The sequence below is a fragment of the Pseudomonas sp. PDM02 genome, assembly GCF_014852285.1.
Classification (GTDB): Bacteria; Pseudomonadota; Gammaproteobacteria; order Pseudomonadales; family Pseudomonadaceae; genus Aquipseudomonas; species Aquipseudomonas migulae.
The window spans coordinates 91,732-104,661 of record NZ_JACVBL010000003.1 but is presented as its reverse complement, the minus strand read 5'-3'; the positions used below and the strand labels follow the sequence as shown (position 1 = coordinate 104,661).

The window sequence follows — 12,930 nt, the reverse complement described above, 5'->3', positions numbered from 1 at the left end:
AAATAAACAGCCGTTTGATGGGTAAATGCCATGACGGCTGTTCTCGCAGACTGCCCTCAAGGTTAGAATGCAGGAAATCAGGATGAGTCAATGACCGACACCCCTCTCTCGCAAGCCCAATATGACGCCATCACCGATGCCGCTGCGCACTGGTGCATGCGTCTGCACGCCACCGACTGCACGGCCGAGGAGCGGCAAGCATTCGAGCAGTGGCTTGACGCTGATCCACTGCATGCGTTCGAGTACGAGGCCATGCTGGAGATTTGGGATGTCGCGGGAGATTTACCTCGTCCCGAAGCCGTCATGCCCGTCGCTCGCCTCCAACCCACAACGCCCTGGCGCACGTTCGGCATCGCTGCCGCCGTGTGTGCCCTAGCGTTACCGCTGGCGGCTTTTAGCGGGTGGAGCCTGGGCTGGATTCCCAACTCGTACCAGCATTTCGAAGCCAGCAATACGGTCCGCCAGGTCACACTGAGCGATGGCAGCCAGGTCGAACTGAACCTTGGCACCGAGCTGACCTACAGCAATTACAAGGATCAGCGCCGCGTCAGTCTGGAAAAAGGCGAAGCCTTCTTCAAAGTCAGCCACGACACGAACCACCCGTTTATCGTTCGGGCGGCAGAAGGCAGAATCCGGGTCACCGGCACCCAGTTCAATGTCTGGATGTACGAGGATCAGGTGCGCGTCAACCTGATCGAAGGTTCGGTTCTGGTCAGCAGCAACAATGACCTGCCAGGTGATGGCCTGCGGCTTGAGCCATCGATGCAGGCGCGCTACAAACACGGCGACTTCACGCCGCAAATCAGCCAGACCTACGCTAACGACAGCTCGCTGGCCTGGCGTCACGGCAAACTGGTGCTCGATAACCTGGCGTTGTCCGAAGCCCTGCCATTGATCAATCGCTACCTGAACACCCCGGTGATGGTAGCCGACAGCAGCACCGGCTCAATCCGCCTCGGTGGCATCTACAACATCAAGGAACTCAACAGCCTTGTGGCGACGCTGCCCAAGGTGCTGCCGGTCTACCTGACCCGCAACAAGGACGGCAATCCGGTCCTCAACTCCATGCCGCAGCAACCGCCTAAAAGCTGAAGGCCGCAACCCTTGCGGGGTGCGGCCTTCTTTCTGAACGCAAACACTGTTCGATTTACTGTTTGGCCACCTTCGCGGCTTTTTCATCCTGCTCGCGAATTGTCTGTGCCTGGTATTGCGGGTCCGAAGTGATCTGCTGTTCGGTGAACGGCAACACACTCAACTGTTTCTTCGAGAAGGCCAACGTCTGGTCATTGGCGTGCTTTGAGGCCGGGTCGCTGGACAACGAAAACGCCAACAGCCCTTTGGCCTGCGGTCCCTTGTCGTCGAACGTCACCACTTGCAAATAGCTGGTGCCACTGACCACTTCGCGTTTGCCGTCGGTTCTCGGCACGCTCTGAATCGCGTTATACACGCCCAGGGTGCCCGGTCCGCCGTGAATCGGCGTCTGCTGGCCACCGCTGCTGACCACCTGGATATCGCCCCAGCGGCTGTCCGTCTTGAGCCCCGACGCGTTGACCGATTCCACCGACGCCAGCATCGCCTCGCGCACAGCCTTGGCAACGTCCACCCGCTCGACCGCCAGGCCGCGAGGCGTGTGTTGCGGGTCTTTCGGATCAAACACCACACGCCAGACATCGGGTGCTTCCTGCAGCGCTTCCATGACATTCTGGAAATGTACGAATCCCACGCCGCTGTCCAGATTCGCGCTGCGGTCCCAGGCTTTCAGACTGGCACACAGCGGTGTGAGCGTCTGCGCGTCGGCGCCCAGGTCTTCAGCGCAGAATTTCAACAAATCAGGCATCACTTGAGTCGCCTGGTACACCTGATCGTCCATCACCATCTGTTGCAGATCGGCCGCGGCAATCGGGCCAGTCTTGTTCAGTGTGGCCAGGCGATCCAGGGCAAAACGTGAGCGCAGGCCCAACGGCTGGCTGTCCTGGCTGATCAGTGGCGAGAAACCGGTGAGCGGTTGTGCCGGGTTGGCCATCCACGCCGAATCGTTGGAGTGCTGCACAAAGTCCTTGCGCAACAGCTGCGGTAATGTGTCCGAGGCATAAATGCCTTTTTGCGCCGCCGCCGGGTCGATGTCCCAGGCACAGGCGCTGTTGGAACCGTCGAGCACGATCATCTGCAACCCGGCCCGTGGATCGCTGCACGCGGCCAGTTTGTCGACACTGACGTTCGGCACCACCGACAGGTTCATGTACAGCGTCTGCCCCTGATCGTCCGCCGCCAGGGTGTTGACCCACGGGATGCCCTGGATCTTGTGAACCGATGCCTGCAACTCCTTGAGGCTGACCGCACGATTCATCGCGTACCACTGCTGCAACACCCGGTCGTTATCGAGGTTGGCATCGCGCAGGCTGTAGGCGAACTGGTTATCCCAATCCAGTTTTCCCGGCCATTGCACGATCGGGCCGAATTGCGAGCTGTAGACCACGCGAGAGACCGACCGGGTCTGCCCGTCAGGCTGTTTCACCTTCACGGTCACGGTCTGCTGCTTCATCGGCAGCGACTTGCCGTCGAGCAAATAGCGGGTCGGGTCCTTCGGATCGAGTTGCAGGCGATACAGGGTGAAATGCTTGGACGAGTCCACGGTGTGGGTCCAGGCCAGGTGTTGATTGAAGCCGATGTTGATCATCGGCAGACCGGGCAGCGCGGCGCCCATCACATCGAGTTTACCGGGGATGGTCAGGTGCATCTGATAGAAGCGCATCCCGCCGACCCATGGAAAATGCGGATTGGCCAACAACATGCCACGGCCATTGAAGGAACGCTCACTGCCCACCGCGACTGCGTTGCTGCCGCGATCCAGCGCGAAGCGTTGAATGCGCGCAGCGGCTAGCTGGAACTGCACCGAGGCCTGCGTATTCTGCGCGACCGCTTTGGGCGGCGTGGCACCGGCCAGCGCTTCGGCAAACTGCCCGACGCCGCCTTCGACCAACAGGCGCCGCGTCAACTTGACCAGGTCCTGCGCGGTGATGTCCCGCACCCATTCGCCCTGGCATTGCTGCGGCAAACCTTGCGCGCGACGTTCCGCCAGCGAGCGGTTGTAACCGGCCACATACCCTTCAATGAGGTCGCGGACTTCCGGCGTTTGCGCCTGCCAGAACGCAGCGACGGCTTGCGGCGTATTCAACCAGTTGAAAAACACGTCGCTGACCTGATTTTCGCGCTCTTCGACCGTGAACTGCTCCGGGCCGAAATAACGTGAACGCTCGCCGTTCACCGTGGTGATCTCATTGGCCAGCAGGCACAGATTGTCCTGCGCGTACGCGTAGCCGATGCCATAGCCGAGGCCACGTTCGTTGTCGGCACGAATGTGCGGCACGCCGAAGCTGGTCCGGCGGATATCGGCCGTCGCCGAAGCATCCGGCTGGCTGCGCGCGTGTGCCGCAAGACTCAAGCCCACCAACACGGCGGCAAGGCTCAATCGGGTTAACTGCCTGGTAATAATCACACTCGCTCCTGATCCAAATGCACGCAAATAGCCCTTGTAGGAGCGAGGCTTGCCCGCGAAGAAGGAGTCCTGGCCAACATAAGTGTTGACTGATCCCCCCTCTTCGCGGGCAAGCCTCGCTCCTACAGGAACGAAATCCATGACAAAAATTTAGGCCACTGGAGGGCGTTTCTGCGGGGGTTTACAAGCTTCTGACGTGATGGCAACAAAATTTCTACATCTGATCCTTCATGATTTGGGTGGCTCGTACGTCTTATTGAGTAAGAGCACCCAACACATCTTTCCGGTTCAGGCTCTGAAAAGGAGATTTTGCATGTACAACTCGCAACTGCCAACGGACGGTAGCACTGCGCCAATGGGCACTTCCATGGGCTCGGGCCTGTTCAATCCGCGTACTGAACGACACAGCAACGAACGGATCCGGGTACTGCTCAAGAGCTTCGGCCTGCGCACCAGCCTGATCCGCCTGAAAGTCATCGACGCCTTGCTGACCGCCGCCGAAAGCGATCGCAGCCTGGGTGTGCGCGGCGTCCACAGTCACCTGCTGGACCTGGATATTCCGCTGTCCTTTCTCAGTGTGCGCGAAGTGTTGAAACGCTTGTGCAGCGAAGGCGTGATCACCCTGAACCCGGACAAAAGCTACAGCTTGCACCCGCAGGCGTTCGCCGCATTGCACGGCGAATAACCTGCTCGTGGTGCGTCGCTCAGGGCTTGACCTTGCGACGCATCACGCCATTGATCACCACCACGATCACCGCCACGCCAATAGCGATGTACTGGAACAGTTTTTCGCTGATGACCCCGGCATTCTGCAAATACGAAAGGCCAAACATGATCCCCAGCACCACCAGGGAGATCAGAATCGAGTATTTCAAACGTTGCGACTGGGTCATTGCCCTTTTCCTTAAACAAAAAGCTAAAACGTAAGGCGAACCTGAAAATGTATCGGGTTTGTATCCGAATGCATGCCAAGCCACTACCGTTTTCCGGGGATGGGGCGCTGCAAACGGGGTCTCATGTTACAGCCGATGAAGCCTTTTGGCTGCATAGCGGCGATAACCATGAGGATTTTGAAATGTTCCGTCGAATCACACTGCTGATTCCCCTGCTGGCCATACTTTCCCTGAGCGGCTGCATTATTTTCCCCCACGGCGGATGGCACGGCGGCCACCATTACGACGGCCGTGGCGGACCGGGTTACTACCAACACCGTTAGGATTTTTCAGCGGCCTGAATGCTCTTTGACAAAGCCATTTCCCGGCTGCGCGCAAAGCTCAACCATCCAGTCGACAAACACCCGTACCCGCCGCGACAGCTGACGGTGAGGAGGATAGAGCGCCGCCAACGGCATCCCCGGTGGCGGCACCTCCCTCAGCACCTCGACCAGATTGCCCTCCTTCAATTGCCTGGCTACGTGATAGTACGGGGTCTGGACCAATCCATACCCCGCCTCACACGCCGCCAGATAACCGTCGGCGCTGTTGACTGCCACATGCTTGGGCAGATTGATCGGTTGTATCTGGCCATCGACCACAAACTCCAGCCCGAAACGTTTGCCGCTGTGACTGGAAACGTACTCCACCATTTCATGCCCCTCCAGATCGGCCAGGCACTGCGGCGTTCCGTGGCGTTGCAGATAACCGGGGCTGGCGCAGGTGACCTGATCCAGCATGACCAGCGGTCGCGCCACTAGAGAGTCGTCCAGTGACGAGCCGCCCCGGAGCACGCAATCGACGCCCTCGCGAATCAGGTCCACGGGCCGGTCATTCAAACCGATTTCCAGCTCGATCAAGGGATAGCGGGCCGTGAACTGCGGCAAGGCCGGGATCACGATCAGGCGCCCCACCCCCGCCGGCATGTCCACGCGCAACAAACCCTTGGGGTTGTGACGCGCGGCGGAGAACACCGCTTCGGTTTCCTCCAGATCCGCCAGCAAACGCACGCAACGCGGGTAGTAGGCCGCGCCGTCGAGCGTCAGGCTGATCTGCCGCGTGGTGCGTTGCAGCAACTGCACGCCCAGATGCGCCTCCAGCTGTTTGATCAGAATGGTCACCGAGGCGCGGGGCAATTGCAGGCTGTCTGCCGCTTTGGCAAAGCCTCCCAGCTCGACGATCCGGGTGAATACGCGCATGGCGTTGAATCGATCCATTGTGCTGTCGTACCGGCTGATTATTTAGAAATTACTAATAGTGATAGCAGTTTTAGCTGGTTTATCTGGATTCTGTCGAGGTTAACAATGGGATCCACATTCACAGGGAGCTGATTTCATGCAAACACGTCAATTGGGTAAAAACGGTCCGCAGGTCAGCGCGATCGGTCTGGGCTGCATGGGCATGACCGATTTCTACACCACCGGCACGGACACCCGGGAAGCCACGGCCACCCTGCATCGCGCGCTGGAGCTGGGCATCAACCTGCTCGACACCGCCGACATGTACGGCCCGCACACCAACGAAGAACTGATCGGCAAAGCCATCGCCGGCAAGCGTGATCAAGTGTTCCTGGCGAGCAAGTTCGGCATCGTCCGCGATCCGGCGAACCCGACCGCCCGAGGGGTCGACGGACGCCCGGAATACATCCGCGCCTCTATCGACGGCACCCTCAAGCGGCTCGGCGTCGAAACCCTCGACTTGTACTACCAGCACCGCATCGACCCGCAAGTGGCCATCGAGGAAACCGTCGGCGCCATGGCCGAACTGGTCAAGGCCGGCAAGGTGCGTTACCTGGGCTTGAGCGAAGCCTCGGCCGCAACGCTGGAGCGGGCGCACCAGGTTCATCCGATCAGCGCGCTGCAAAGCGAGTATTCGTTATGGAGCCGGGATCAGGAAGACAACGGCTGCCTGGCCGCGTGCCAGCGACTGGGCATTGCCTTTGTCCCTTACAGCCCGCTGGGTCGGGGCTTTCTGACGGGCGCACTGAAAAGCCCGGACGATTTTGCGGCGGACGACTACCGTCGGTTCAGCCCGCGTTTTCAGGGTGACAACTTCGCGAAAAACCTGCTGCTGGTGCGGCAAGTGCAGGACCTGGCGGCGGAAAAAGGCGTGACGGCGGGTCAACTCGCATTGGCGTGGGTGCTGGCCCAGGGTGATTACGTGATCCCGATCCCCGGGACCAAACAGCGTAAATACCTGGAAGAAAACGTGGCAGCGCTGGAAATCAAACTTGGCCGCGAAGAGTTGCACGCGCTGGAAGCGATCTTCCCGGCGAATGCCACCGCCGGCTTGCGTTACCCGGAAGAAATCCTGAAGTTGCTCGACCGTTAACCTGCGTCCGGCCCGTTCAATTGCCTGAACGGGCCGGCGCAATCCCGCCGTCCGTCACCTCCCTCCGTTCTTGCACGATCGTACCTAAAGCTCAACTTGAGCCAGCCGATAGCCCTTTGAAGCGTCCAGTTTCATACCGATACCCACAATAAGATCGCTGCTCAAAAGGACCCGGCCCCATGCCCGCATTCCGCACTATTCAGGCTCGCTACACGCTGTTTCTGGTCCTGTTCATTCTGCTGCTGTCCATTCTCACCGTGGTTGGCATCAGCCAACTGGTCGCGCCAAAGCTGCGCCACACTGAAGAACAAGTCGCGCTCAATCGCATCGCCGAAGTCGCCGAACAAATCCAGGGCGAACTGAACAAGGTTCAGTCGCAACAGCGCAGCATCACCCAGACCATCCCCCTGCTCGACAGCGCCGCCATCGACACGGTCCTGCCGGGCCTGGTCGATCAGTACGGCGAACTGAAAGTCTTCGGTGGCGGCATCTGGCCCCTGCCCGGCCAGCGTGAAGCGGGGCGCAACAAGTTCAGCACGTTCTGGCATCGCGATGCCTCGGGCAAACTGGCGGTCAATACCTTCTGGAACAGCGACGCCGCACCCAACTATTACGACCAGAGTTGGTACAAGGGCGGCATGCAAACCCCACGCGGGCAATGCGCCTGGGCAGCGGCCTATAAAGATGACGCCAGCGCCGAGCCGCGCACCAACTGCGCCATGGCGATCCAGAAAAACGGCGCAGCCTACGGCGTGTCGACCATCGACGTGACCCTGGGCTTCTTCAACGACCTGGTGGCGCGCAAGGAAAAAGACCTCGGTGCCGAAATGCTCATCGTCGAGGCCGACGGCAAGATCATCAGCAACAGCTCGCGCATCAGCGGACCGATCGTACTGAAGAACATCAGCGAACTGGCCGGCAACTCACCTTTCGCCAACCAAGTGAAGGCCAGCCTGCAAAACCGTGATCAGGCGCAGCGCGTCGAGTTCGACAACAAAGGCGAAGCCAGCACCTTCTTCATGCGCCCTATCGAAGGCACGCCGTGGTTCCTCGCCACCGCCCTGCCGACCAAGCTGATCACCGCGCAGCGCGACGATGTGCTCAGCACACTGAGCCTGCTGCAAATCCCGATGGTGATCCTGCTGGTGCTGCTGCAAATCTATGCGATCCGCCAACTGATCCAGCGCATGAAAGCCCTGAAGGCCAATATCGACGCGCTGTCCGCCGGTGACGCCGACCTGACCAAACGCATCACCATTCGTGCCGAAGACGAGCTGGGCGCCATTGGCCACTCGGTCAACGCGTTCATCGCTTACCTGCAAAACATGATCGGCGAAGTCACCCAGGCCACGGGCGCCATGGCCTCCAGCCTCGACAACCTGCAACGCACCTCTGCGCATACCAGCCAGATTCTGGTGCGCCACGCTTCGGAAACCGACCAGACCGTCACCGCCATTACCGAAATGAGCTCGACCGCCGAAAGCGTGGCGCAGAACGCGGCTGAAACCGCCGCGTTCACTCAACGCGCCAACGAAAACGCCGACCGTTCGCGGGTCGTGGTGGGTGAAGCGTCCAGCAGTGTGATTGCGTTGATCGACGAAGTGGCCAGCGCCACCCATAAAGTCGAAAGCATGCAGCAGGACGCCCAGCGCATTACCGAAATCCTCGGGGTGATCGGCGCCATCGCCGGCCAGACCAACCTGCTGGCCCTTAACGCGGCCATTGAAGCGGCGCGTGCCGGCGAGCAAGGTCGCGGTTTTGCGGTGGTGGCCGACGAAGTCCGCGCCCTCGCCGCCCGCACCCAGGCCAGCACCTCGGAAATCAACGAGATGCTCACGCGCCTGACCCAAGGCGTCAGTTCGTCGGTCAGCGCCATGGAAAACACCCAGGCCAGCTGCCAGTCAGCGGCCGATGCCACGGCGCGGGTCAACACCGGGCTGGACGAAATGGCCGGTTCCGTCAGCCACATCAATAGCCTCAGCACTCAGATCGCCACCGCCGCCGAACAGCAAAGTGCGGTGACGGAGGAGATCAACCGCAGCATGGTGCAGATCCGCCACATGGTGGATGAACTGGTGAAGAGCGGTCAGGCCAGTGAGCTCAATACCCGGCAGTTGCTGGAAGCCAACTCACGTGTCAGCGCGATCATGGGGCGGTTCAAGGTCCGCTGATTAGCTGTAAGGCTTTTGTGTACATATCCATTGTTTTGGTGATGGCTGATATGGGTTTCGCCCTTACGGCGAGTCACTTGGAAAAGCCCCAAGTAACCAAGGGCTCTTGCCCCTTTCGTTCGGTGCCTCGCCTAGGCTCGGCATGCCCTCGCTCCGGTCCTGCTCCGTGGGCCCGCCGCCATCGGCCATCCATGGCCGGGGGCGGCTAACCCGGCATCCATGCCGGGTTGCCCACTACGCAGAACCTCCACTCGGCCTCTCGAGGGGGCGCTCAGATCAAAAGCGGAAGGCGAGCTAACGCTCGGCCTGATGAGTGGTGGAAATCAAAAGCACACACGATTCCCTGTAGGAGCGAGGCTTGCCCGCGAAAAACGACCGGACAACGCGTTCATTCAGACAGCCCGCGTTATCGTTGACGTCCATCGCCAGCAAGCTGGCTCCTACAAGGGAAATGCATATGCATTTGGATAAATACGATCAACTGTAGGAGCCGGCTTGCTGGCGATGGCATCCGTCCAGTCAACAAATATGCTGGATGACCCACCGCCATCGCCAGCAAGCCGGCTCCTACAAGGATTGGCGTTTGCTTTTGATCTTCACCACTCATCAGGCCGAGCGTTAGCTCGCCTTCAGCTTTTGATCTGGCTTTTGAGGTGCACGCCCCCTCGAGAGGCCGAGCGCAGGTTCTGCGCAGTGGGCAACCCGGCATGGATGCCGGGTTAGCCGCGCACGGCCAGGGATGGCCGATCGCGGCGGGCCCACGGAGCAGGACCGGAGCGAGGGCATGCCGAGCCACAGCGAGGCACCGAACGAAAGGGGCAAAAGCGCTTGGTTACTTGGCGCTTCTCCAAGTGACTCGCCGTAAGGGCGAAACCCATATCAGCCATCACCAATCCAATGGATATGTACACCAACCAAAACCCGTGCAACCCAGAATCCCCCACAACCCCAGCATTAATTCGAAACAATCTCGTCGCTCTTAACCGGCTAAAGTAGTCAAAATGCCTCTTTTTTGACCGCCATCCGAGTCGAGATCCCTCCATGCGAACCCATCTGCGTCTGGTCGCCCTGAGCGCCCTGTTCATTTCGTCCCTGGCCCAGGCCGCCGACCTCATCCCCATCGAGGTCCACCGCGACGCCAACTGCGGCTGCTGCAAAAAGTGGATCAGCCACCTGGAGGCCAATGGCTTCAAGGTCGAGGATCACGTCGAAGCCAACATGAGCGAATTCAAGCAACAGCACGGCGTGCCGCCACGCCTGGCGTCCTGCCACACCGGTTTGATCAATGGCAAATTCGTCGAAGGCCATGTCCCGGCCGATCAGGTGCTGGCCTTGACCAAGCGTGACGATCTATTGGGCGTGGCCGCGCCCGGCATGCCGATGGGTTCGCCCGGCATGGAAATGGACGGCATGAGCGACGCCTATCAGGTGATCGGCCTGAAAAAGGACGGCGCTGACGTGGTGGTGGCGGACTACCCCGCCGCCCATTGATGTCTGCGGCGTACATCGGGCTGTTTTTCGCCGCATTCGGTGCGGCGACCCTGCTGCCGTTGCAGTCCGAAGCGGTCCTGGTGGGGCTGTTGCTCAGCGAGCAGTACTGGCTCTGGTCGCTGCTGGCAGTTGCGACGCTGGGCAACGTGCTCGGCTCGCTGCTGAACTGGTGGTTGGGTCGCGGTATCGAGCGGTTTCGCGACCGGCGCTGGTTTCCGGTCAGCCCACGCCATCTGGACAAGGCCCGCATTCATTATCAGCGCTACGGTCATTGGTCGTTGCTGTTGAGTTGGGTGCCTGTCATCGGTGATCCCCTGACGCTGGTCGCCGGCGTCATGCGCGAACCGCTGGGGCGCTTCCTGCTGATCGTGACGCTCGCCAAAGGCGCCCGTTACGGCGTGCTGGCCCTGGCGACTCTGGGCTGGATCGGTTGAACCATCACCCGCCGCGATGGCCTGTGCTTAATGCCGCCCTAATCATGCCGATCCAGCATCGCCGATTTCCTCTGGAGTTCCCCATGCCCCTCGCACGCTCCCGCTGGCTACCGAGCCTGCTGCTGACCGCCGCACTGCCGGCCATCGCGGCCGACGGCCCGGAATATGGCCCCGAACTGCAAGGCTTCGAATACCCCTATACGCTCAAGCATTTCGCCTTTGAATCCCAGGGCCAATCCCTGCAAATGGGCTACATGGACGTCGCCGCGCACGGCAAGGCGAACGGGCGCAGCATCGTGCTGATGCATGGCAAGAATTTCTGCGGCGCAACCTGGGACACGTCGATCAAGGCCTTGAGCGACGCCGGTTACCGGGTCATCGCGCCGGACCAGATCGGTTTCTGCACCTCCAGCAAGCCGGACAATTATCAGTACAGCTTCCAGCAACTGGCGGCCAACACCCAACAACTGCTCAAAGCCCTCGGCATCCAGAAAGCCAGCCTGCTCGGGCATTCCACGGGCGGCATGCTCGCCACCCGCTATGCGCTGCAATATCCCGAGCAGGTCGAACAACTGGCGATGGTCAACCCAATCGGTCTTGAAGACTGGAAAGCCCTCGGCGTGCCGTATCGCACGGTGGATCAATGGTACGAGCGTGAGCTCAAGGTGACGGCGCAAGGCATTCACGACTATCAGCGCAACACTTATTACGACGGCCGCTGGAAACCCGAATTCGACCGCTGGGTAGACATGTACGCAGGTATGGCCAAAGGCCCGGGCAAAACCCGGGTGGCGTGGAACTCGGCACTGATTTACGACATGATCTTCACCCAGCCGGTGTACTACGAATTCAAGGACCTGAAGGTGCCGACGCTGTTGCTGATCGGCACTGCCGACTCCACGGCCATCAACAAGGACATCGCCTCACCCGAGGTCAAAGCGAAAATCGGTCACTACGACGTACTCGGCAAACAGGTGGCGAAACTGATTCCTCACTCGACGCTGGTTGAATTCCCCGGCATGGGCCACGCGCCGCAAATGGAAGAACCGGCAAAATTCCACCAGGCCCTGCTCGCCTGGCTGAACAATTCCAACCCCGTTCATTGATGAGGTAAGGCGGATGGCTGTGCAGATTGCGGTACTCGATGACTGGCAGGATGTGGCGCGGCAGGTGGTTGACTGGTCGGCACTGGACGCCATCGGCCAGGTGAGTTTCATCCATGACTACCCGGCGGATAACGAAACGCTGGCAGCACGGCTGGCCGGGTTTGAAGTGATCTGCGTAATGCGCGAGCGCACACGGTTCGATGAAGACCTGTTGCGTCGGCTACCGACCCTCAAACTGCTGGTCACCGGCGGCATGCGCAACGCTGCCCTCGACCTGAAAGCCGCTGCCGCGCTTGGCATTCAGGTCAGCGGCACCGACAGTTACAAACACGCCGCGCCGGAACTGACCTGGGCGCTGATCATGGCCGCCACCCGCAACCTGGTCGTGGAAGCCAACGCCCTGCGTGCAGGTAAATGGCAACAAGGGCTGGGTGGCGACCTGCACGGCAAGACCCTGGCGATTCTCGGTTTGGGCAGCATTGGCCAGCGAGTCGCCCAGTTCGGCCAGGTGTTCGGCATGCGGGTGATCGCCTGGAGCGAAAACCTCACAGCCGAACGCGCCGCCGAAGTGGGCGTGACCTACGTCAGCAAGCAGGCGTTGTTCGAACAGGCCGACGTGTTGTCGGTGCATCTGGTGCTCAGCGACCGCAGTCGCGGCTTGGTCGACGCGCAGGCGCTGGACTGGATGAAACCCACCGCACTGCTGGTCAACACGGCTCGCGGGCCGATTGTCGATGAGGCGGCGCTGATCAAGGCGTTGCAAAAACGACGGCTGGCCGGTGCGGCGCTGGACGTGTTCGAGCAGGAACCCTTGCCGGCTCATCACCCGTTCAGGACGCTGGAGAATGTGCTGGCGACGCCGCATGTCGGGTACGTCAGCCAGCAGAACTACCATCAGTTCTTTTCGCAAATGATCGAGGACATTCAGGCCTGGTCAGCTGGAGAGCCGATCCGGTTGCTCAGCTGATA

At 60.4% G+C, this 12,930-nt stretch carries 12 protein-coding genes; 9 read left to right on the top strand and 3 right to left on the bottom strand.

Going from position 1 to position 12,930, the window contains the following annotated elements:
* The first annotated feature begins 90 nt into the window (after positions 1-90).
* Positions 91-1,092 (top strand): FecR family protein, encoded by a 1,002-nt coding sequence (locus tag IB245_RS06900; protein ID WP_192227083.1) that lies wholly within the window; start codon positions 91-93, stop codon positions 1,090-1,092.
* Between the two features lie 55 nt (positions 1,093-1,147).
* Here IB245_RS06900 and IB245_RS06895 read toward each other — a convergent pair whose 3' ends face one another.
* Positions 1,148-3,496 carry an acylase gene (locus tag IB245_RS06895; RefSeq protein WP_192227082.1) on the bottom strand — a complete coding sequence of 783 codons (2,349 nt, stop codon included), beginning with the start codon at positions 3,494-3,496 and terminating at the stop codon, positions 1,148-1,150.
* Between the two features lie 313 nt (positions 3,497-3,809).
* On the opposite strand from IB245_RS06895, the gene IB245_RS06890 reads away from it, so the two are divergent.
* Positions 3,810-4,181 (top strand): fe2+ zn2+ uptake regulation protein, encoded by a 372-nt coding sequence (locus IB245_RS06890; protein ID WP_192227081.1) that lies wholly within the window; start codon positions 3,810-3,812, stop codon positions 4,179-4,181.
* A 19-nt stretch (positions 4,182-4,200) separates the two neighbouring features.
* Here IB245_RS06890 and IB245_RS06885 read toward each other — a convergent pair whose 3' ends face one another.
* Positions 4,201-4,389 (bottom strand): hypothetical protein, encoded by a 189-nt coding sequence (locus IB245_RS06885; protein WP_008024801.1) that lies wholly within the window; start codon positions 4,387-4,389, stop codon positions 4,201-4,203.
* A 182-nt stretch (positions 4,390-4,571) separates the two neighbouring features.
* On the opposite strand from IB245_RS06885, the gene IB245_RS06880 reads away from it, so the two are divergent.
* The gene (locus IB245_RS06880; protein WP_008024803.1) at positions 4,572-4,712 is read left to right on the top strand and encodes a hypothetical protein; all 141 of its coding nucleotides are present in this window, start codon (positions 4,572-4,574) and stop codon (positions 4,710-4,712) included.
* Positions 4,713-4,718: 6 nt separating this feature from the next.
* On the opposite strand, the gene IB245_RS06875 is transcribed toward IB245_RS06880, so the two are convergent.
* Complete coding sequence (locus IB245_RS06875) at positions 4,719-5,645, bottom strand: LysR family transcriptional regulator (protein WP_192227080.1); 927 nt, start codon at positions 5,643-5,645, stop codon at positions 4,719-4,721.
* Positions 5,646-5,763: 118 nt separating this feature from the next.
* Between IB245_RS06875 and IB245_RS06870 the strand changes: the two genes are divergently transcribed.
* The 6 genes from IB245_RS06870 (at position 5,764) to IB245_RS06845 (ending at position 12,928) form a co-directional block, all read left to right on the top strand.
* On the top strand, positions 5,764-6,759 hold the full coding sequence (locus IB245_RS06870) for an aldo/keto reductase (protein ID WP_192227079.1): 996 nt from the start codon (positions 5,764-5,766) through the stop codon (positions 6,757-6,759).
* Between the two features lie 179 nt (positions 6,760-6,938).
* Positions 6,939-8,930 (top strand): methyl-accepting chemotaxis protein, encoded by a 1,992-nt coding sequence (locus tag IB245_RS06865; RefSeq protein WP_192227078.1) that lies wholly within the window; start codon positions 6,939-6,941, stop codon positions 8,928-8,930.
* 1,041 nt (positions 8,931-9,971) lie between these two features.
* A complete protein-coding gene (locus IB245_RS06860; protein WP_008036830.1) occupies positions 9,972-10,421 on the top strand; it encodes a DUF411 domain-containing protein in 450 nt (149 codons plus the stop codon).
* The gene (locus tag IB245_RS06855; RefSeq protein WP_192227077.1) at positions 10,421-10,855 is read left to right on the top strand and encodes a YqaA family protein; all 435 of its coding nucleotides are present in this window, start codon (positions 10,421-10,423) and stop codon (positions 10,853-10,855) included. Before IB245_RS06860 ends, IB245_RS06855 begins: the two co-directional genes overlap by 1 nt.
* Positions 10,856-10,938: 83 nt before the next feature.
* Entirely contained in the window at positions 10,939-11,961 is a 1,023-nt protein-coding gene (locus tag IB245_RS06850; RefSeq protein ID WP_192227076.1) for an alpha/beta fold hydrolase, read from the top strand.
* Between the two features lie 13 nt (positions 11,962-11,974).
* Positions 11,975-12,928 carry a D-2-hydroxyacid dehydrogenase family protein gene (locus tag IB245_RS06845; RefSeq protein WP_008036836.1) on the top strand — a complete coding sequence of 318 codons (954 nt, stop codon included), beginning with the start codon at positions 11,975-11,977 and terminating at the stop codon, positions 12,926-12,928.
* Positions 12,929-12,930 lie beyond the last annotated feature (2 nt).